We start from the raw sequence: 19,194 nt of genomic DNA on the forward strand, positions 1-19,194 counted from the left end.
ACTTTCATCACTTTCCAGTTTCTATCTCAATGATATTGAAACGCACCTAAAAGGAAAGAACCTTCAATAATTATGTGACAACGACCATTATTAAAAAGAAGGTTATTATAAGAAAATAAAGTTTTGAGATTTCCATCACTATATAATAAGTTAAATTATATTATTGCAGTTTAAAACACTCCACTTTTAACCAAATTTAAACGCATAATAAAAGAGCCATCAACACATGTATTGATGGCTCTTTACTTTGGATATAAAGAAAAAACAACTTAATTGAATAAATGACTATCTAGCTTGACTCCACCATTCGACCATTGCTGATAACGCTTTACAGACATGCCTGACGAGTACATGGTATGTTTACAATCCATACACTCAACAAAATACAACCCACTCATTCCTGCCATAACGTGCAGCCTTCGGCTATCGCAGCGCTTGCAGGACAGGCGCTTTACTTTGGTGTTGACGTCAATACGCCGAGCAAAGTTTAACGTTTCGTGAGAGCATAAAGCGTCAACAGCACTATCTTTAAAAGGATGCTCACTAAGTAAATAATTAATGGCGTAATCGTACACCGGGGGGATTGAAGATTTTCCACTTTCAATATTACTTATCTTAGCAACGGAAACGCCTAATAAAGAAGCGAACTCAGCCTTACTGTACTCTAAGATAAATCTTGAAGAGATGAATTTATCTGCACTAATGATTCTCAACATACACAAATCTCTAATAGAAATAAAAACAGAGCAAACTAATTCGCTCCATTTCTGCTGAAACATGTAATGAAAAAGTTACTTCCTAGTGTAATTCTGCATATTATCTATGCTATTTTATTTTGTACGTCATCTTGCGCCTAATTAATTATAAAATCAATAATCCATGCCTAAATATAAAAACACAATTTAAGATTTATAATACAATTTTTAATTTACATTATTAGATAAAGTAATGAATACTATTCACCTATTACTCTGGGCATCAAGTATTGCTCTTCAATCATTATTACTATCAATTGAAGAGACTTGATTTGAGCCCAACAGGAGAAGTAGATAAAGAGGGAAATCCCTCTATTTGAAGATAAACATATCCCACCTTAGCGAAGTACTAAAAATGTGTTGAAAAATCGAATAAATAGTATGCAATCCAGTAAATAAATCGCTTAGATAAGTTTACACTCTGTAATTGTGATCGACAGAGATACTGAGACAGAAAGGCAAAAGAAAAGCCTCAATTATGAGGCTTATGGATAAGATAAATTATGGTTGAAGGAAATTCTGCGTGAAATCGAGCGCCTCTTTAGAGAGCTTTTTTTCGGTAGACGATGTGGTTGTCTGCCCTTCCGTCGTTGCGGTCGTCATGTCAGGCTGGAAGTTCGGCGCCGATGCTTCATCCCATGCGTTAGCATCGTCTTTATTTTCGTCACTCAGCACCGCGTTAAGCTCCTCCTCTGCAGGAAAGTACACTTCGCGTTTGTACACCTTGTTCAGCGCCCGAATAATGGAATGCTTTCTTACCATCCCTGACGCCAGCTTTCTTTGCAACGGTTTCGCTATAGATTGCAATCCAACGACGACGTCAACACCAATATTGGTCGCCACTTCGTCACGCAACGTACGCGCTGGCTGATACCCCATATTGGCAGCAAGAAACAACCAAACATAAGCAATCGCATTGCCTATTTTACCTTTGTCCTTCCACGCTTCGCCAGCATGATACATCGCCTCGGCGCTACCACCTTCTGCGGCTCTTTCAAGCCAATAGCAGCCTTTGACCATGCTTTTTTCTGTACCAACACCATTTAGGTAACATAAGCCAACTTGGATCTTTCCGTCCGCACTGTCTTTTTCAGCCGCTTTCATAAACCAATAAAGCGCATCTGCACTGCGTCCTGCACTATTGTCTGGTGAAAGTTGCCACTCACCCATATATAGCATGGCATCAATGCAGCCTTCCTCGGCTGCGGTTTCAATCAGTTGGTTACCTTTGGGAATATTTTTTTCCGTTCCGCGACCAAAAACCAACGCTTTGCCTGTCGCAAATTTCGCTTCGGTATCCCCTTCCATTCCGGCAATGGCGGTACGCCAAAAGTTTGCCTGCTCTTTTAAAATCACATCTTCACGCATGCGCTCACTCAAACGAACAATACCGTACATTCCCGTCACGTTGTCCAACTTAGCGGCTTTATCATACCAATACAGCGCTTGACGAATGTTGTCCTTCTCAGCTTCTTTCGCTAGAAATAAAATGGTGGGGATATGCCCGGTTTCTGCTTTGAACTCACGCTCTTTACGCTCTTGCTCTCGCGCTTTTTGCATCGCCTTTCGATAAGCGGCTTCGCGAGCTTTCCTCTCTGCCTCGAGTCTCTGTTTCCGCATCGACAACGAGATCATCCACACAAATATCAGGACGAGTGAAAGGCCAGTTGCCGCAATGGCAATGCCCATACTACTCATAAATAGCCTCTTTTGGTTTCAGGGCCCAATTCATCTCCCTCTCAGGGAAATCTTAAGATTACGCGCCGACATAACGCCGACTACCTTCATTATATAACGACCACTTAGCGAAAATCTGAAGCTTGCCAAGACTTAATGGCGGTATTTTATGCAATATCACTGCAACTTATTTTTAATTGAAAAATATCACTGTGATTTTTATAGAACTTAATCACGGTTTTGGGGCTGAGATATTCTCCTCCCCTATCATCCCCCCTTGCTCCTCCTATAAAAATTTACATTTTAATGATGTGCAGAAGCTCTCACTATGCGTCTGTTTTATTATTTAATTTGTGAACAAAATCGACTGTGACAGAAAATTTTCACTTGTAAAAAACTTAACTGCCTGCTCTCACATTTTGCTGATGATTCAGTGTATTAGCATCTAGTTGAACATTTCCTTTTTCGGCATCTGCCTTTCTAGCGTGTGCGAAACCTTCTTGATGACTGAGTCAGCGAAGGCAGCGCGCAGCTCAATATCAATTCAATAACAATGGATTTGTAAACGTGGACAATAAGACATTTAAATTATCAACAATTGCCAAAACCGTACTGCCTTTGATTTCCGTCGCAGTCATCAGCGGTTGTGGTAGTGATAGCACGAACGAAGATACGACGAACCCAGACTCAGGCTTGTACCCTGCGGGAGAGAACGAGGTCGTCATTTATTACAAACGCGATGTGGCGTCCGCTTCAACGGCCAGCGACTACGAAGGTTGGGGCTTGCACCTGTGGAACGGTGAGGGCTGTACCAGCACAGATTTAGACGCAATGGGCATTCCTGGCACAGGAACGGATTGGTCGGCACCGCATCCATTCGATGGCATCAACGACACCTACGGTGCTTACTACGTACTGAAAGTGAACCCAGATGCCTCTGACCCACACGAATGCATGAACTTCATTCTGCACAAAGGTGATGAGAAAGCATTCGGCAGTGCAAACTCAAAAGTGGAGCTGACGAAAATCGGCGAATCTAAAGGGTTGTTTGGCTTCCACGGCAGCAGTGAGCTTTACTACGAGCCAATCGAAGAACGCCCTGTTGATATTGATGGTCAAAAAGCGCATTGGCTAGATGCCAACACCATCGCGTGGGAAGCGGCGGCCAATGCGGATTCCATGAAGCTGTTCTACAGCCTCAGCAACGACATTAAAATGGATGAAGACAAGCAAATCTCCGGTGGCACGGCGGTTGAGTTGACGAAAGCAGGTGATTTATCTGATGGTCTGAAATCACGCTTCCGTCACCTTTCTAGCCTCCAAGCTGCAGGCATTGATGTCGATGACGCGACCCTACGTACGATCCTGAAGTCACAAATCGTTATGGTAGCTTACAACGCAAATGGTGACGTCATTTCTGCAACTGAAGTGCAAAAGCCAGGCGTTTTGGATGCGGTGTTTGCCGATTCCAAGGCAGGTAACGCGATTGGTCAAGAACTCGGCGCGATTGTGGAAGGCGGTGCTGCAACCTTCAAGCTATGGGCGCCAACTGCTCAAGATGTTGATCTGATAATCTACGATGAAAACTTAGCGGAAGAAGCTACCGTTGCAATGACAGAAGATCCAGCAACAGGTATCTGGGCTTCTGAGGCACAAAGTAATGTTGTTAACAAATACTATCGCTACCAAGTTAAGGTGTACCACCCTACAACTGGGGTCGTTGAAACGCGTTTGGTAACAGACCCATATTCAATGAGCTTGTCTAAGAATTCACGATACTCGCAAGTGGTTGATTTAGATGATCCAAGCTTAATGCCTCAAGATTGGAAAAACTACGCGCGCCCAACGGTTAAAAAAGACGAAGACCATGTCCTTTACGAGTCACACATTCGTGATTTCAGCTTTAATGACAGCAAAGGCACGCCAAGTCTTGATGGCAAATATCTTGCCCTTACAGAACCTGAGCGTGAGTCTGTTTCTCACTTACAAGCCTTAAAAGATGCAGGCCTAACAACGCTGCATATCCTGCCAGCATTTGATATTGCAACCGTGGATGAAGACGCTGACAAACGAGTCGATATCACCGACACCGTGGGTAAACTTTGTGGCATCAAGCCAGAAGCCTCCATTTGTGAGACCGAAGATGACGGCAAAGTGATTGAAGAGGTATTAAACAGCTACGACCCAACAACGGGCAAAGCACAAGCGTTGATGAACGACCTTCGCATGCTAGACAGCTTCAACTGGGGTTACGACCCATACCACTACACCGTGCCAGAAGGCAGTTATGCGACCGATCCTAACGGTTCTAAACGTATTCTTGAGTTCCGCGAAATGGTTCAAGCGACGCATAAAATGGATCTGAAACTGGTCATGGACGTCGTGTACAACCACACAAATGCATCTGGTGTGAACGAAAAATCAGTACTGGATAAAATTGTCCCTGGGTACTACCACCGCCTAAACGTCAACACTGGCGGCGTAGAAAACTCAACCTGTTGTGATAACACCGCAACCGAGAACCTAATGATGGGTAAACTGATGGTTGACTCATTGATGGTGTGGGCGGATGACTATAAAGTCGATGGTTTCCGTTTTGACCTTATGGGCCACCAGCCGAAAGATGTCATGGTCTACGCACTTGAAAAAGTCCGTGAAATTGATCCGAATACTTTGTTCTACGGCGAAGGCTGGGACTTCGGTGAAGTTGCGCAAAACGCTCGCTTCGATCAAGCGACACAAGTCAACATGGCGGGGACAGAAATCGGTACTTTCTCTGATCGTCTGCGTGACGCAGTTCGTGGCGGAAGCCCGTTTGATGGCGGTGTAGATTCTGAAGGTAAGCACCCACTTCGCTTCAACCAAGGCTTTGGTAACGCCGCTTACCCGAACGAAGAAACTAAAACTGATGCAGAATCTGTGAATGGCCGCCTACACAACCAAGATCTAGTTCGTCTAGGTATGGCTGGTAACTTAGCTGACTACGTCCTTCTGGATTACAAAGGCGAAACCAAACTTGGTAAGAATGTTGATTACAATGGTGTTCCAGCAGGCTACACAAAAGTGCCATCAGAGAACATTTCCTACGTGTCTAAGCACGATAACCAAACGCTGTGGGACAACAACGCTTACAAGATTGCGACAGGCACTTCATCTGCTGAGCGAGCACGAATGCAGTCTGTATCACTATCAACGGTGATGCTAGGTCAAGGTATTCCGTTCATTCACATGGGTTCTGAGCTATTGCGATCTAAGTCAATGCAGCGTGACTCGTACGATTCTGGTGACTGGTTCAACCGTGTATTCTTCGATGGAAGCGACAATAACTGGAACGTTGGTCTACCACGTGAAGACAAAGACGGTGCAAACTGGGAGTTGATCAAAACCATCGTCGGTGACAGCACGGCGAAACCAGACTCAACGGACATCGAGCTGACGAAGCAACAATTCCTAGAGCTACTAAAAATCCGCAGTACAAGCGAACTGTTCCGCTTAGACACCGCGCAAGAAGTGATGAATCGTGTTGATTTCCGCAACGTGGGCCAAGACCAAGTGGAAGGCTTGATTGTGATGTCTATCGACGATGGCACATCAGCAGGTGCCGATTTAGATTCGAACTACGATGCTGTCGTGGCCGTTGTGAACTCAACATCAACTGAGAAATCTTTCAAAGTTGCTGGCGCAACTGGTTTCGAGCTGCATGAAGTTCAACAAAACTCTGCGGATGACATCGTGAAAGGTGCAAGCTTCGCCAATGAAACGTTCACAGTACCAGCACTGACAACAGCGGTATTCGTACAGCCACAAGACGGCGCGCAAGGTGCAGGCCTACCAGTAAACACGGACAATAAAGACGTATCGAGCATTCCTCCTTACGGCGAAACTGTGGTTTACGTCAAAGGCACCATGAACGAGTGGTCAGATAGCAGTGACTGGGCGATGACCTTTATTGGCAATGGCATGTACTCTGTAACTGGCGTTCTTGAAGCTGGTGAACACGAGTTCAAATTTGCGGATTCAGGATGGGCAAATCCAAACATCGGTTGTGATGCTGCGGATTTGGCTTCTGGCTCACTAGACTTAGGCTCTGCGGGAAATTGTACGTTGTCTGTCGCTGAAACTGGTAAGTACAACTTCACTCTGAACGCGTTACATGTTCAAGATGAAAGCGTAGAAAAACCTGTCGTTTCAGTGACGAAGTCAGCAGATGCACCAACGTTCGGTGAAACAGCACTTTACCTACGTGGCACTATCACCACATGGGATACTCCAGCGCAAGACTCCACTGCGAAGTTCAGCTATGTAGCAAATGACGTTTACTCGCTAGACATTGACCTAGCGGCGGGCAACTACGAGATGAAAGTTGCGAGCGCAGACTGGGCAGCAGACACCAACTTCGGTGGCGAAGGCAGTGTTGAGCTTGGTAAAGCGCTAACGATGGAAGTCGGTGGCGGTAGTGCAAACCTCAAAATTGCGATTGCAGAAGCGGGAAATTACAACTTCCACTTCAACGCGGCTGACAAGTCGGCGCCAATCGTGACGGTAACGAAAAACTAGTTTCATTTAAAAACATCCGTAATGAAAAAGGGGAAGCATCACGCTTCCCCTTTGTTTTGTTGGCGTCACTAAATGGTGGATACCAAAATCAAGAAGGTATTAGTTTCCCCAAATCTGTTCAACAAACTCAGGATGATCAATGAATGGATTACGATTGCCCTGAAACTCAAACACTTGTTGATTGCGGTTTTGTTCTTTTTCACTAACGGGATCATTTTTGTGCCAACGTTTCAGCATGTTTAACATCCAAGGTTCAAAAACCGTTGAACTTGAACCATCAAGGACAGCATCCGCATTACTTGAGTTACCTTCCCAGTTACCTACAACATTTTCATAGCGGGTTGCCATGTAGAAATAGGCACGAGCAAAATCGCCTTTGAACTCATCGATTGGCTCAAACACCGTACCGGAATAACCTAGGCTAGTACTTGCTTGACCAAGTTTAGAACCATTACTAGACACGTACGTCGCGGTGGCAACTTCACCAAATGGCCAGTTACTGCGCTTCGCGTTCACATAGCCATCGGTCGCAAACAAATGATGACCATCGGAGTTCATCGGTTCAACTTTGCCGCCAAACCAGCTTTTCGGGAACGAGTGTTCACGGTTGTAGCAATCCCCTTCTTGGCTATATTGACCACATTGGTCTGTCACTTTCGTGAAGCTGATAGCATCACTGCCCGCAGGTTTCTCTGAATACATATCGAGAATAGAGCCATCATTTTCGTAATAGCGATCAATATCAGCATCTTTTACCAAGGTCCACACCGCAGAATAACCTCGGCTAGTGTGGTTGTTGATGATGTTAAACAGCGCCGTTTTTAGAGCGTAGCCCGTCTTGCCAGACGCCGCTTGGTAGTAGCCATCAACCACTGGTGGGCTCGTGGTTGAGTCACCTAACGTAAAGTCGGTGGTTTCGCTTTTCGCAAATTCATCGCCAGAGGCAAGCGTATTATCCCCCACCTTCAACGCGTAAGACCCCGAACCATTGCCACAGCAAATGCCGTCGCCATAGCTGTCTTGAATCGTAAATTGGTAGTTACCATCGGCTAAACACATGGTCTTTTCAACAGTGGTTGACGACTCATACCCCTGACCAGAGAAAAGCACTTGCGCTTGGCTATTTTTCAACTCCCAGCTAGTTTCTGAGCCATAGTTGTCCGTCGTGAGTGTAAGAAGCACTTCATGATCACTACAACTTTCTACAGGAGGTTGTGTACTTGTCTCGGTCGGTTGAAAATTATCGACGTAGACAACTTCTGAGCCGTCAAAACCGGCCTCATCATAAAAACGCAACCCGACATTGATGGTCTTGTTCGAACTCGCAGTATAGTTATGCGCCAGCTCTTGCCACTGGTTTATCTGTTGTGGGTTCGAGTAATTGTGATAACCATCAACCACCAGACGTGCTTTTACATTTCCTTCGGTATGATAAACCGAGACAGAAAACGGATAGGTTTTCCCTTGCTCCACATTAATGGTTTGCAAAAGGTCAGTGTTGCTTTGGGTACCTGTATTCACGACGACTTGAGCAGCTAGGCCGCCCGATTTGATTTGTTCGCTGCTTGGCGACACCGCGATGCCAGCGTCAATCACTGACCACTGCGTAGGCGCACTGCCATTCCACTGTTCAAAGTCACCATTGAGAATTTGGCTATATGCAAGCGGAGAGCTAATAACAGCAAGAAGACAGAGGGGTTTCGTTATGGATTTCATTATACTTTTCCATTAGTTATGTAAATCCCAAACACGATAAACATATTAGTGGGGCATAAGTAATCCTTCAGTCACATTTTTACGTGCACAAGTGTTAATTTACTTTTTAATGTGCAGCTTATCTCACAAATATCTACCAGCCGAAAACAAACACCAATGCAAAAAGCGAAGCAACCTGTTGGCTACATCGTTGGAAAACCATTAAGGGAAAAGTAAAACGGACGGAAAAAAGCCAAGTGTGCGCCTATGGGGGTCAGCAACAACACTTGGCTTGTGTATAAGAAAGCTTGTGGTCAGCTCAACTGGTGAGCATCAATTCTGGATAATTCCTTAAGGTTTTACCGCAAAGAATCGTCCTTGTAGTGGCGACATCAGAATCTGATATTGACCATTGCTCGGAGTAATTTTTTCATTCGTGAGCAAATCCACCAACTCACCAGTACCAACACTCTCCTGAGTAAGAGTGACGGTTCTCGCGCTCTCTAAGGTATTTAGCGCAAACAAGACTTTGTCTGTACCAGATTGTTTCAAGTCCACATAACTGCCGTTACTCGCAACTAAATTCATGCGTGACCCCTGATACAATGCTGGGTGCGCATCGCGCATTGTCATCAGCGATGTCACATAAGCTTTGAGATCGGCTTGGTTTGCATCAAGCGTCGCCGTCACGCCTTCAATTTTCGCACTGCTGCGCGCAACATGATCATCGCACAAACCTTGAATGGCACAGGTGCTGTTGTCTTCTTTTGCGGCAAAACCATCCACTTGATCCCCGATTTCATCACCGTAGTACAACGTGATTGGCCCGGTGTACGCCGCTTGGAAAGCAAACGCGGCTTTATGGCGTAACCAATATTCTGCATCATTCACATCCGCCAAGTTTCCGCGCTGTAACAAGTCACCAAAGCGCACTAAATCATGGTTGCCGATCATCAAATTCGGCTGCGCATGTGTTGGATATTGGTTGTGTGTGCTGTAGCCGTTGTCTAACCAATCCGCACCGCGACCACCCACGCCGCTCTCGTTCACGGCCAGTGTTTCTACGATGCGATAGCGCATCGGGAAGTCAAATGCAGAGCACAATGCTGGATCGCTGTTCGATCCATACGCCTCATTCGCGATCTCAGACTCCCCTTTCCAAATCTCTGCCACCATGTAACCCAACGGATTCACTTGTTCACCTTTGCTATTGGTGTACGTCACACTTTGTGAGGCTTCATCGACAGCTTTACGAAGTTGTGTCCAAGCGTCTGTCGGAACTTGATAGGCTTGATCTAAACGCCAACCGTCAATTTTGAGTTCTTTGATCCAATACGTCGCCACTTCTTTGTAGAAATCAAGACTGGCCGGATAATCAACCGGGTTGCTTGATCCAGATGGCAGCAAACCGGAAGGTGAGGGTTTGATCAAGCCATCTTTGTGATGACCAAATACGCCATCAAAAAATACGTACAAACCACGTTTGTGTGCTTCTTCAACTAGGGTTTTCGCGGTCGCTAAATCACCAAATTTTGGGTCGATCTTAAAGTAATCTGTCGCAAAATAGCCCGTGGCATCCAAACGATCGGCCCAGTGATCTTGTCCTGCTATCGCTTCAGACTCAAAAATCGGCGTCAACCAAATCGCGTTCATCCCTAAATCTTGGATGTAATCAAGTGAATCAATCACCCCTTGCAAATCGCCATTATGATGACTGGTGCCATAGCCCGTACCGTGACCAATACTCGCATCGCCATCCACAAAACTCTCGACCATGATTTGATAAGTACGAAGTTGGTTACTTTGCGCCATGACATTGGCTTGGCAAGCATAACTGGTATCTGGTAGCGGAGTGCTGCTATTAGTATCGCCACCACCAGAAGAATTACACGCAGATAAAGCACCAATCACACTTAACGCAAGCAGAGATCGATACAGGCGATGGTTACGTCGGACGTTACGCATTTTATTCTCCCTAACTTACTCAAATAACCTACAAACATTTGAGTAATAAAATTAACCCCAACATACTTCCAATGTAGGGGTTAATAAATAAAAACAGATTTTAAATAACTGAATGGAATATTATTGGCACTTATTTACCATTATTAAATAAGGTGAACCATCATCTTTAAATTCTAAACTCCAAAGATATTGACCAGGCTCTTTAATTTCTAGTTTTGTATCTGTACCGTAGCCACCGTAAGTCAGTTCATTTAATTTTCCTACCGATAATTTTTTACCTGTGGCAGTAAACTGAGGTTTCCATTGTTCAGCGGCATACTGCATTTTATAATTACCTGAAACTTCAACGGTAATCACTTGATAGACATTGTTCCCCTTATAGGTAAGCTTGCGCTCGGCAGTGTGCTTCCAATCTACATTTGGGAAACTACCTACAACAAAAATGTCTTTAGACAATGGACCTGATTCTGCTGAATCCGGCAAACTACAATTTGTCATAATATCAATCTGCGTGCTCGTAAATTCAACCGCATTATTTACTTCATCTTGGGTTGTATTTTTCTGATGATGTGGACGAGCAAGCAGACAAGATAGATACAGCAGCTAAAGTACATGCTGTATTTATAATTAATTCTTTCACGTTATATCCTTATTTTTATTAGACCAAGCACTAATTAAATTAGAACATATATTATGACTCGAAATAAAATAAACTTTAAATATGAATAATGTAATATGTGAAAAAGATAACTAAATGCGTAATAAAAAGCCGACTATCTTAGCCGACTTTTTAAAATTATCTATTTACTATTAACTGCTTTTACAAATACTTCTTGCGCACCTTCAATTCCTAACGCTTTTGCTTCATCAAGTAAGCTCAGAGCTTTAGGGATATCATCTGCTTTTACAGCCGCTTTAATTGCGTTGTGGTAGTAAGTTTGTGTTTCAGGCTGTACTGATTCAACCGCCTTAGCCGCAATTGGAGCCGCCGCTGGTTCATTACTTGATGTTCCGATTGAGAAGAAACTCACACGGTCAATCGAGACTTCAATCTTACCTGTATCACTGTTAGGAATTGGAATATCTTTTACTTCTGGTAAGTAGTTACCTCTCCCCTCAGCGTCCAAACGCGCGGGGTGAATCACTTCGGTAAACCCGCCAAGGTCGGCTTTATCTGTATAAATAATAAGATAAACAGAATCTAATCCCGTTGGGGGGAAAAAGTCTTTTTCGGCAACCAAGCGATTACCAAGATGCAGGCGAGGTTTTTTGTACTCAAATTCAGTTTTATCGTAATTTTCGAGCTCTCTACCATTTTTATCGACAATAACTGCTCTTGGTACAAAAGCCGTCTCTTCGATTAGACTTGTGATTTTAATAGCAAACTCACCACGATCAGCAGGAAGCTCAAACACAGCGACACGGCTATCGATATTCTGATACTTCAGAACTTGGCTTTGAGCAGTGATATCAATAATGGCAGAGCTAGGAAGCTTCATTTTTACCGATTGAAGTTCAGAGAGTGTGTCAACTTGTTGCATTTGAGCAACTTGAACTTGTTCGATAACTTCAGTGGATTGGCAGCCAGCAAGCGCTACACATCCACTTAACATGAGGGCACGGAAGTACATACTTTTTCCTTCTAGTTATTTTTCTAAAGGTTTTGGCACAAAAGCATCTTAGAGTGACTTTAATGAAACGTCTAACTTTTCGAAAACCCTTAGAAAAATAGCCGACAGATGTCGGCTATTTGACTAGGACAGCTAGATAACTAAGAGATTACTCGATTACCACCAAGCTTCAGCTTGAACACCAAATACGAATTCTGTGTCGTCACCATTGAATGCATCATCATTTTCAGTATCGAGCAAGTAAGTGCCATATACGCGTAGTTCAGGACGAGCCCAGAAGCTGTCACCCATTGCCCAAGCTTGAGCAACTGTGAATTTAGCATTACCGAAATCTTCTTTTGCTAAGCCACCCTCAGCAATGCGCTCACCTGCATTGTAACCCGCTTCAAATACTGTACGCATTGTATCGTTCCACTTGTACATAGGACGAACAACTACAGAATATTGATCAATATCGAAGTTTTTACCTGTGTAAGCGCCAGCAGCTTGACCACCAATGTCGCTACCTGATAGGTAAGCAAGTTGGTGACCCATTTCCCAGTCCTCAGCTAGGTTCATTACACCCCAGTTGATCAAACGGAAGCCTGATGCATCATTAAATGCCTCTGTACCTCGCGCGTAGTAAGCACCTGATCCCCAGAAGTTAGCTGCTTGAACACCGTAACCATTTGTACCGTATTGAAATACTGTTTGGTTAAAACCGTTACTCATACCTTGATGGATAATCGCAGACGCCAATACGCCGTCATCCGCTTCTTCACTTGCATCATTAGAATCTGTCGCAAAGTTGTAAGCAACAGCCAACTCAAGAGCAGCATCATCCCAAAGGCCGATGTTCGCTAAACGAGCATCAAAGATGTAACCCGTTGAATCTGAAGTTTCACCATCTTGAATCAATGCTAGAGATAGCTTTTGGTTGCCTACTGAGAGGTTTTCGATACCACCACCAGTACCAGAAGTGTTTAGGAAATAGAAATCAGTGATGTGGATATCTTTACGTTGGTAGTAAGTTTTACCAGCCCACATAGTTGCGTCTTTATCAGAAGCAATCAGACCTTTAGCTTTTACAGCAAACTGAGCAACGTTAAAATCAGCATCTTCCCAGCCATTCGCACCAGGAGCACCAGAAGCAATCATAGATTCGATACGCCAAGTCTGGTCACCCATTTTCAACTCTTCCGCCAAACCAAACTCAGAGTAGTTATCGTCTTCGTTACCCAGACGACCAATACCAAATTTGTTTACAGCAAGGTCACCATTACCATTACCGCTGATACCAGTACCAGCACGCATGTAACCATTAAAGTCCACTGCGAACGCAGAACCAGCAGCTAAAGTTGCAGCCACAGCAGCAGCAATTACACTTACTTTTTTCATTCTTAACTCCATTAAGGGTATTTATAATTCTGTCTTCCCTGCTCACTCTTTTAGGTGAATATAGGCAGTAAAAACACACCTAAAGAAAGAGAGGTAAGATGGGAACGAATCCCCGTTTGTTTCAACAGTTATGAGATTACCCGAGGCGTACAAGGATGACTTCCTCCGCCCCAAACTAATTTAGGGGGGATGAGAAGGGAGTAGAAAATTTACCGAATGGTGTTTTTTCGAGTCAGATCACCAATCTAGGGAGGAATTAGTAAGTTTATTCGGTTTTGAGCCGCTACAAAGTGATAGCCATTTCATATTTTTGACTCTAAGCCGTCACATAAAGTAATTAAATTACATGAATATTTTTATATTTAGGGTGGTTGACCTTAGTAAGACAAAGTTTTTAACTTATAGTTTCCTAAAGGTAGCAATAAATATTAAATAAAGTATCTCCGATGACACGACTTCTCTCTCGCCCTTACCCCTTGGGTGCAACTTTAAATAAAGAAGGTTGTAACTTCTCTATTCACGCTCCGGGGAATAAAGACATAAAACTCGCCCTGTTTGCAGACGATGGCAGTTACGTGCTTCATGATTTACCGAATGAATACGCTGGCATACGTCATACTTTTATTCCTGATATTAAGCCGGGGCAAAAATACGGTTACCTTGTCTCCCACAAGGAAGAGCCACTATTAATTTCTGACCCTTACGCAAAGTCAATTGATAAAGCCCTCCACTACCACCCTCCCTACTCTCCAGCCAAAAGTTTCGATATGCCGAAGTGCATCGTTATCGAAGATAATTTTGACTGGCAAGATACGGATCATCCGCGTATACCAAGAGAAGAGATGGTGTTGTTTGAGACACACGTCAAAGGGCTTACCCAACTTCACCCAGAAGTTGAGGACAAGCTGAAGGGGCGCTATTTAGGTCTTGCATCACCTAAAATGCTGGCCTTTTATGAACAGCAAAACATCAACACGCTGCAATTGCTACCTGTCGCAGCGTGTATGCATGAGCCTCACCTACTAGAGATGGAAAAGGTCAATTATTGGGGATACAACCCTTATCTCTTTATGGTGCCCGATCCGCGCTACGCAGAAAAAGACGCCGTCACAGAGCTCAAAACAACGATTCGAGAACTGCACAAAAACGGCATCGAAGTGATTCTCGACGTAGTTTACAACCACACCGCAGAGGGGGGAGAAGGACCTACAATTTTCAACCTGAAAGCGCTCGATTCCCGTTTTTACATCAAACATGGCAACCACTTCGCAAATTACACTGGCTGCGGAAACACGGTCGATCTCACCTATCAACCCGCTTTAAATCTTGTAATGGATACATTGCGCTACTGGGTTAGCGAATTTAAAGTCGATGGTTTTCGTTTCGACTTAGCCGCAACGTTAGGGCGTCAAGGCGATGATTACAACCCTGAAGCAGCTTTCTTTAAAGCCGTCGCGCAAGACCCAATTTTGCGTGAAACTAAATTGATTGCCGAACCTTGGGATATTGGTCCAAATGGCTACCAAGTGGGTAACTTTCCATTTGGTTGGAACGAATGTAATGACAAACTGCGTGATATTTCCCGCAGTTTTTGGCGCGGTGATCAAGGCTATTTAAAAGAGTTTGCCACTCGATTAATGGGCTCTCGTGACATTTATAGTGCAGCGAACTGGCCATACAAACTCACCGTAAATTACATCACGTATCACGATGGCTTCACACTGCAAGATTTAGTGTCTTACAAGCACAAACATAATGAAGCTAATGGCGAAGAAAATCGCGACGGCCACGGTGACAATCGCTCAGAAAACTACGGTGTCGAAGGCGAGACGGAAAACCTGATGATCATCGCCACGCGTGAGAAGCAAAAACGCAACCTTATTGCCAGCTTGCTGTTTGCTTTTGGAATCCCACACATCCTCACTGCTGACGTGCTGTCTCACACCCAAGGCGGTAACAATAATGCCTATTGCCAAGATAACGAAACCAGTTGGCTTAACTGGGGAGAAACAGAGCGTAAGCAACATTTCAAAACGTGGATGTCACAAATGGTCGCCAACCGAAATCAATACATGGTGCCATTTATCCGAGCTTTCAGTGGCGAAAACCGCAATAACAACCGCATTTTCTGGCGCCGAACAGACGGTCGCTTAATGGAGCATGATGATTGGAACCGTTTAAGCTCTGTCGCACTTCACCTTGGCATCGGTAAAGAAGGACAAGAGCTGGTCTATCTCATCAACCAAACTAACGCTACAGCGCGCTTTAAGCTCCCTAATGAGCGAAAGCAAGAATGGGTAACGATCTGCGACACAAACGTACGTAACCTCAACCCAGGGCATGCTGAAGGCGAGGTTTTGCTATCACCTACTTCGATGGTGATTTTGCATTACCAGCCGAAATTGGAGCAATCATAGAGCAATAGCCCTGAAAGCTTATATACACGACTTTAATAGTAAAAGACCCGAAGTCCGTTAACGACTTCGGGTCCATTTAGTGTTGTAAGCATTAATGAACCTCTGTATATTTATGAGCCATTACAGTATATGAACCAAATTAAAAAGGCGTATAGTCCATATGGCTACTTATCTTTACACACGTTACTCGCCAAAGAATCGAGCTTATCAAGAGCACCTCGGTGTCCTAAAAGCGTTCGTGCCTGATGCCCAACATTTTGAGGATAAGGTTCGCGGTTGCATGCCTCCAGCAGAACGAGAAGCTTTCCAACAGCTACTCAATATCGTCAAAGCAGGTGATACGATTGTGCTCTGGTGGCTAACGGCATTTGGTCGAGATTTTAGTCAGGCGTTAAATACAATAAAAGTATTACTAGCAAAAGGGGTCACACTGAAAACCGTTTGTGAACCACTCACATTTGAACCGGATTCTGTTCAAACTCAAACGCTACTCACCGTGCTATCTGGATATGGAAAAGTGCAGACTGAACATCGCCTGTATGCAGCAGAGCAAGGACGGCAAGCCATTAAAGATCAACCAGGTTTGTGGAAACAGAAATTTCGCGGACGCCCAGCAGACAAAACTAAACACCAACAGATCGCAACGTTGCTGTTAGAAGGCTATACGTTGAAGAGTGTTTCGGAGCAGTGTGATGTCAGCCTATCTACCGTAAAACGCGTCAAATCTAAGTTAAATGAAGTTGATGATGAAGGCTGCCTCAGAACACGAAAGCAAAGAGGTTATTCTGATGGTGATCCATCATGAGTCGCCCAATCAACTTTCGCACTATCTTACTCGCCTGTCTTATTATCAGTGTTGGTCAATTGAGCATGGGGCTTGTTATGCCCTCTTTGCCATGGATCGCAAAAGACTTTTCTATCTCCCTTGATCAAGCCCAACTGCTCGTGAGTATTTACTTACTCGGTTTTGGTCCCTCTCAGTTCATTTACGGTCCGGTATCGGATGCTTTGGGTCGAAAAAAAGTACTATTGACGGGTTTGCTCATCGCGATGTCTGGTCTATTAATGATCATTTACCTCAGTGACACCTTCACAGGCATGGTGATGGGGCGTTTTCTACAAGGCTTAGGAACTGGGTGCTGCGCGGTACTCGCGAGAGCATCGACTCGAGATAGATTTAGCGGTGATGAGCTCCCTGTCGCCATGTCTTATATCGCTATGGCAGCTTCGATCACGCCACTCATTGCGCCTGTGATTGGCGGTTTTATCAACTTCCACTTTGGTTGGAGTATGGTGTTCATTTCACTGCTAGGTTATGTCTCACTCGCTTGGGTAATCATCGCCTTTAAGTTTACAGAAACCATAGCGAAACGATCTGTTATTCCGTCACCACGCAACATGCTTTTCCAGTATCGAGACTTGGTGACGTCACGTTACTTTATGAGTTTTGCCAGCATCAGTTGGTTAAACTTCAGCCTGATGATAACGACCGTGTCCGTGATGCCATTTATCATGCAAGACCAAATTGGCATGACATCCGATCAATACGCAATGTGGGCACTCATTCCCGCTTTAGGTATGTTAGGCGGCACCACGATTTGTAACCGAGTAAGGCCAATTATCGGCAACAAAAGAATGCTACTTTGTAGTCCATTCCTGCATCTCAGTGCTGCAATATGGTTGTTCTTCTGCCCGGTAGAACCGCTGTATTTAATGTTGGGGCAACTATTAATGATCTTAGGTAACGGCATTGCCCTACCCTGCGCGCAAGCCATGGTAATGCAACCCTACAAAAAGCAGGCTGGTGCTGCAGCAGCCATGTCTGGAGGTGGACAAATGATCGTATCCTCATTGGTCAGCTTAACATTGGTACAGCTTGGTTTAAGCCAAGCCTGGCATCTATCAATCGTTATTGTGGTGTTTGCAGCAATAACGCTCACCAACATTCTACGAGGTTTTGGAGCAGAGCAACCTTCAGAACAGTAACGAAAAGACTTACTATTGTTCTTACAATTAAGAACACATCGTATAAGCTTTAACTATGGATAAGTTGGCGGGTACTAACATGATGTTGCATTTACGAATTGGCGCACTACTAGTCGCCACTTTTATATCCGCTGGCACCACCGCGAAAGCCAACGAGTACTGGCAATTTGATAGTGACGATAACGGAATCACTATCTACTCTCGAGAGCATACCGACGGTTTAGTTGAGATTCGTGCTCGGATGTTCACACCCACCAGCTATGGCGCATTTTTAACGCTATTGGAAGATAGTGACAATATCCCGAACTGGATTGACAATGCCAGTCATAGCCGGGTTTTAAATCAAATATCAGCCACCGAAAACATCGTTTATACCCAATTTACGGCGCCATGGCCTGCAAAAAATCGTGATATGCTCACCTACTCTGAATATTGGGTCGATGAGCTTGGGTTCACGATAAAAATCAAAAGCGCACCAGACTCATATCTTGCTGAACAAAAGGGCTATGTTCGCATTCGTTCGGTTGCTGCAACTTGGGAATTACAAAAGCTCACTAATGGCACGACACTCATTGACTACAAAGCGTTTGCTAACCCCGGAGGCCTTTTGCCAATCTGGCTAATCAACAAACTATCAAAACAAAGTGCACGAGCAACATTTAGTAATCTAAGAAAAGAGTTACCAAAATATCAGCAATACTCCCATCCTCAGATAAAGGAGTAAACTTCACGTTTGCTCTTTAATTACGATTACGGTGTTTGAAAAAAGTGCCCACAAAAGAGGCGAAGGCTAACCCCAAAAAGAGCCAAAACAAAGGGATAAACCCAAATGACTCTACTAATAAGCCATTTTCATCTACGTAAGAGCCCTGAGCGTGGTACGCAATTAAACATGCCACACCACTCAAAAACAAAACTATGCTCAGTTTATATTTACGAATAAACCCCATCTAAACCTCAAGCAATCAATTGATATGTCTTCGACATATTGCCACCGTATATAGTTCACTCAAAAAAAATAGTGCTCTATGTTTGCTCCAATCTTTATTAGAGGTCTTTTAGTCAGAGACAAGATAAAAATCCAAACATAAAGAATAAAAAGTCAAATTTAACTCAAAATATTATATGCGTTCT

Annotated in this window: 13 protein-coding genes; 5 read left to right on the plus strand and 8 right to left on the minus strand. The window is 44.1% G+C overall.

Features of this window, described 5'->3' with window-relative positions; genetic code table 11:
* Window positions 1–269 precede the first annotated feature (269 nt).
* Together D8S93_RS12990 and D8S93_RS12995 are read right to left on the minus strand one after the other, a co-directional pair.
* Window positions 270–716, minus strand: coding sequence for a helix-turn-helix transcriptional regulator (locus D8S93_RS12990; RefSeq protein WP_031780583.1), 447 nt, complete (start codon window positions 714–716; stop codon window positions 270–272).
* A gap of 540 nt (window positions 717–1,256) precedes the next feature.
* Window positions 1,257–2,453: a tetratricopeptide repeat protein gene (locus tag D8S93_RS12995; protein WP_152813566.1), complete on the minus strand. Its 1,197-nt coding sequence runs from the start codon at window positions 2,451–2,453 to the stop codon at window positions 1,257–1,259.
* Between the two features lie 546 nt (window positions 2,454–2,999).
* Here D8S93_RS12995 and pulA point away from each other — a divergent pair.
* Window positions 3,000–6,989: a pullulanase-type alpha-1,6-glucosidase gene (gene pulA / locus D8S93_RS13000; protein WP_319802995.1), complete on the plus strand. Its 3,990-nt coding sequence runs from the start codon at window positions 3,000–3,002 to the stop codon at window positions 6,987–6,989.
* 99 nt (window positions 6,990–7,088) lie between these two features.
* Here the strand turns inward: pulA and D8S93_RS13005 are convergent, their stop codons facing one another.
* From D8S93_RS13005 to lamB, 5 genes are all read right to left on the minus strand, one after another.
* Window positions 7,089–8,705, minus strand: coding sequence for an endonuclease (locus tag D8S93_RS13005; RefSeq protein WP_152813569.1), 1,617 nt, complete (start codon window positions 8,703–8,705; stop codon window positions 7,089–7,091).
* 330 nt (window positions 8,706–9,035) lie between these two features.
* Window positions 9,036–10,649 (minus strand): alpha-amylase family glycosyl hydrolase, encoded by a 1,614-nt coding sequence (locus D8S93_RS13010; protein ID WP_152813571.1) that lies wholly within the window; start codon window positions 10,647–10,649, stop codon window positions 9,036–9,038.
* A 120-nt stretch (window positions 10,650–10,769) separates the two neighbouring features.
* Window positions 10,770–11,147 (minus strand): glycosidase, encoded by a 378-nt coding sequence (locus tag D8S93_RS13015; protein WP_152813573.1) that lies wholly within the window; start codon window positions 11,145–11,147, stop codon window positions 10,770–10,772.
* 302 nt (window positions 11,148–11,449) lie between these two features.
* Window positions 11,450–12,280 (minus strand): MalM family protein, encoded by an 831-nt coding sequence (locus D8S93_RS13020; RefSeq protein WP_124008128.1) that lies wholly within the window; start codon window positions 12,278–12,280, stop codon window positions 11,450–11,452.
* 156 nt (window positions 12,281–12,436) lie between these two features.
* Window positions 12,437–13,657, minus strand: a complete 1,221-nt coding sequence (gene lamB / locus D8S93_RS13025) for a maltoporin LamB (protein WP_193621610.1) — start codon at window positions 13,655–13,657, stop codon at window positions 12,437–12,439.
* A gap of 446 nt (window positions 13,658–14,103) precedes the next feature.
* Here lamB and glgX point away from each other — a divergent pair, with 446 nt between their 5' ends.
* From glgX to D8S93_RS13045, 4 genes are all read left to right on the plus strand, one after another.
* Window positions 14,104–16,074, plus strand: a complete 1,971-nt coding sequence (gene glgX / locus D8S93_RS13030; RefSeq protein ID WP_152813577.1) for a glycogen debranching protein GlgX — start codon at window positions 14,104–14,106, stop codon at window positions 16,072–16,074.
* A gap of 160 nt (window positions 16,075–16,234) precedes the next feature.
* Window positions 16,235–16,879 (plus strand): recombinase family protein, encoded by a 645-nt coding sequence (locus tag D8S93_RS13035; protein ID WP_152813579.1) that lies wholly within the window; start codon window positions 16,235–16,237, stop codon window positions 16,877–16,879.
* On the plus strand, window positions 16,876–18,060 hold the full coding sequence (locus tag D8S93_RS13040) for a multidrug effflux MFS transporter (protein ID WP_152813581.1): 1,185 nt from the start codon (window positions 16,876–16,878) through the stop codon (window positions 18,058–18,060). The genes D8S93_RS13035 and D8S93_RS13040 overlap by 4 nt, the downstream gene beginning before the upstream one ends.
* A gap of 79 nt (window positions 18,061–18,139) precedes the next feature.
* Window positions 18,140–18,784, plus strand: a complete 645-nt coding sequence (locus tag D8S93_RS13045; protein WP_193621611.1) for an START domain-containing protein — start codon at window positions 18,140–18,142, stop codon at window positions 18,782–18,784.
* Window positions 18,785–18,800: 16 nt separating this feature from the next.
* On the opposite strand, the gene D8S93_RS13050 is transcribed toward D8S93_RS13045, so the two are convergent.
* On the minus strand, window positions 18,801–19,010 hold the full coding sequence (locus D8S93_RS13050) for a DUF3955 domain-containing protein (protein ID WP_006740828.1): 210 nt from the start codon (window positions 19,008–19,010) through the stop codon (window positions 18,801–18,803).
* Window positions 19,011–19,194 lie beyond the last annotated feature (184 nt).

Source organism: Vibrio sp. VGrn 2 (genome assembly GCF_009361695.1).
Classification (GTDB): domain Bacteria; phylum Pseudomonadota; class Gammaproteobacteria; order Enterobacterales; family Vibrionaceae; genus Vibrio; species Vibrio diabolicus.